The organism is Burkholderiales bacterium, assembly GCA_013695435.1.
Taxonomy (GTDB): Bacteria; Pseudomonadota; Gammaproteobacteria; order Burkholderiales; family JACMKV01; genus JACMKV01.
Window position 1 is genome coordinate 1 of the sequence record JACDAM010000094.1, and the last position, 3,033, is coordinate 3,033.

A 3,033-nucleotide genomic window follows, 5' to 3' on the forward strand; every position below is an offset into this window, starting at 1 on the left:
TTGACCTGCATGGCGATTGTCAGCATCTCGCGCATGCTATTGGTCGCTTGCGTGACTCCTTTGACGTGGTCGTGGATATCGCGAAAATAGGCGCGCGCTTCTTTCGGGATGATGTCGGTATGGAAACGTATAAGGGTGTTGCAGATATCGAGGAGCGGCTCCGCTGCTGCCTGCAGCAAAACAAGTTGCCTGCGCAGCTCGTACAAATCCTGCAGGGAGTCGCGGCTGAAACGTTGTTTGAAAATGTCCGCCTCTATTATTTCGAGTCTCTCGTGCAGGGAGTCGACAATGGGACGGTAATTGTCGACGACAAAATCCATGATCGAATAGAGCGCAAACCCCGGCCCTTGCGCCAGGCGTTCGGTTGCCAATTCACAGCGCTCGCGGACTTTCGCATAGCTGAGCGAAGGCCCGTGACGCACGGATACCAGAAAGCGGCGGCCAACGAAGATATGTGTTTCGCCAAACTTGATCGAGTTCTCCAATAACTGCGCGGTATGAAGTACGACGAAGAGCGAGTCGCCGTATTCTTCCAGTTTCGGCCGCTGGTGCGCATTGTGGGCATCTTCGATCGCCAGCTCGTGCAAGCCGAACTCTTCCTTGATCTTGTCCAATAACGGTTCGTCGGGCTCGTGCAGGCCCAGCCAGATAAAGGTACCCTCCTGCTTCAAAACTTCGCTGATGTCTTCTATCGTAACCGCGCCGACCCGCGCTCCATTTTTATACGCTATGCAGTTGACTACCATGTCCATGGATATCTGACGTTTTGCCTATTCAATTGAAAGTGACGCTGACGCACGATCAGCCAGCACGCCAATCATGTGCTGATAAGCTGCACCAATTCGGCGGGATTTTCGGTTGCGTTGAAAGCAGGTAGCAGTGGTCAACCACGCGAAATTTTAGCACCGATTTTTGCATGCTCCGTGGATTGGAAGCTTCCTTGAGCGGCGCGCAGGACGCATCGAGCTTCGGCTGCTCACGCGGGGTTTAACCAACGGCCGCATCAAGATTCGCTTTGTTGTGCGAGCAAAGTTGAAGGAATGCATCGGCACGCTCGATCAGCTGCTTTCAACTCCCGCACGCGTCATCACGCTGTTATCTTCGCGGGCTAATCTCGTGACAGTTGTTCCCGTCCATCCCCACGAGGAGCTGTCATGAACGACATTGTCAAACCCGCACGCCGCAACTTTTTAAAATCCTCCGGGCTCCTGCTCGGCTCGTCCGCGCTTCCCGCGGCGCTCGCTAAACCGTCGTTTGCCGCGCCCGCGTCGATCACGCGCGATGGCTCGCGCCCCGCTATCAGCGATGGCTTGCAGGTCGGAGACGCCGGATCGAAAAGCGCTGTGATCTGGAGCCGCACCGATCGACCTGCCCGGCTTTTCGTCGAGTACGACTACACCCCCGATTTTGGCAACCCGCAGCAAGTGCGCGGTCCTTACGCGCTTGACGATACCGATTACACCGCGCGCGTTGCTCTGACCGGCCTGCCACGCGGTCGCCAAATTTTTGTGCGCGCGACATTTCAGGATCTGTCGAACGAACGCGTGCTGAGCGAGCCTGTGATCGGCATGTTCACGACAGCGTCGCGCTATCCGCACGATATCCGTTTCGTCTGGAGCGGCGATACAGCCGGGCAAGGTTGGGGCATCAATCCGGAATTCGGCGGCATGCGCATTTACGAAACCATGCGCAAGCTGCGCCCCGATTTCTTCATTCACAGCGGCGATACCATCTATGCCGATGGGCCGATCATGGCCGAGCAGACCGCTGAAGATGGGCGCATCTGGCGCAATGTCGTGACGGAGGAAGTCTCCAAGGTCGCGGAAACGCTCAAGGAATTTCGCGGCCGCTACAAATACAACCTGCTCGACGAAAACGTGCGCCGCTTCAATGCCGAAGTGCCGCAGATCTGGCAATGGGACGATCACGAAGTCACCAACAACTGGTCGCCCGGCAAGGATCTGTCGGCCGATGCGCGGTATACGGTGAAGGACATTCCGCTCCTGGTCGCGCGCGGCACCAAGGCGTTTCTCGAATACGCGCCGCTGCGAACAAACGGCATCGAAGAATCGGAGCGGATTTACCGCAAGATTTCGTACGGGCCGCTGCTCGACGTGTTCGTCATCGACATGCGCAGCTATCGCGGCCCGAACACCTTCAATCGGCAAACGACGGAAAGCGCGGAAACCGCGTTCCTCGGCTATCCGCAGATCGAATGGCTGAAGCAGGGATTGCGCAAGTCGCGCGCGCTGTGGAAAGTGATCGCATCCGATATGCCGTTGGGATTGATCGTCGGCGACGGCATGGACGCGCAAGGCCGCCCACGCTTTGAAAACAGCGCCAACGGCGACGGCCCGGTGCTCGGCCGCGAATTCGAAATCGCCGCGTTACTGCGCGCCATCAAGCACGAGCGCATCAAAAATGTCGTCTGGTTTACGGCGGATGTCCACTACTGCGCCGCGCATTACTACGATCCGAACAAGGCGCAGTTCCAGGATTTCGAACCGTTCTGGGAATTCGTTTCCGGCCCGCTCAACGCCGGCTCATTCGGCCCCGGCGTGCTCGAAAACACTTTCGGGCCGCAACTCGTATTCCAGAAGTTTCCGCCGAAACCCAACACTTCGCCCTACGCCGGCTTGCAGTTCTTCGGTGAAGTCAACATCGATGCGTACAGCGGCGTTATGCGTGTAAATCTGAAGGACATCGATGACGTGGTGCTATTCAGCAAGGCGCTCGATCCGGTCGGATCGATTCATCGCCACGACGAAGAGGACGATTCCGATAAAGCGTGAGTTTGCGGCAAGGTGAGGTCCGGGTCGCAACAGGCCGCGCCCGGCTATCGATGGACGAGACGATGGACGACAGCTGGGTCGGGCCGCAACACGGTATTTATCAACACGCGGTCCAGCACCGAAAATCAGTATCCTGCGGCACCGGAACGGATGCGGTGAAATTGGCATAGGCCGCGAAGCCTCTCAGTACTGCACCTTCGGGCCATGAAAAAAGCCAGCGCGAAGCTGGAAGTGATGGTGG

General features: G+C 57.6%; 2 protein-coding genes. One reads left to right on the plus strand and one right to left on the minus strand.

Translation table 11 applies throughout. The annotated features are described in order from the left end of the window. Positions 1-752 (minus strand): magnesium and cobalt transport protein CorA (locus H0V78_05545; GenBank protein ID MBA2351253.1); only part of this gene is annotated, 752 nt, incomplete at its 3' end. 402 nt (positions 753-1,154) lie between these two features. On the opposite strand from H0V78_05545, the gene H0V78_05550 reads away from it, so the two are divergent. Next, positions 1,155-2,792, plus strand: a complete 1,638-nt coding sequence (locus tag H0V78_05550; GenBank protein MBA2351254.1) for an alkaline phosphatase D family protein — start codon at positions 1,155-1,157, stop codon at positions 2,790-2,792. The last annotated feature ends 241 nt before the right edge of the window (positions 2,793-3,033 follow it).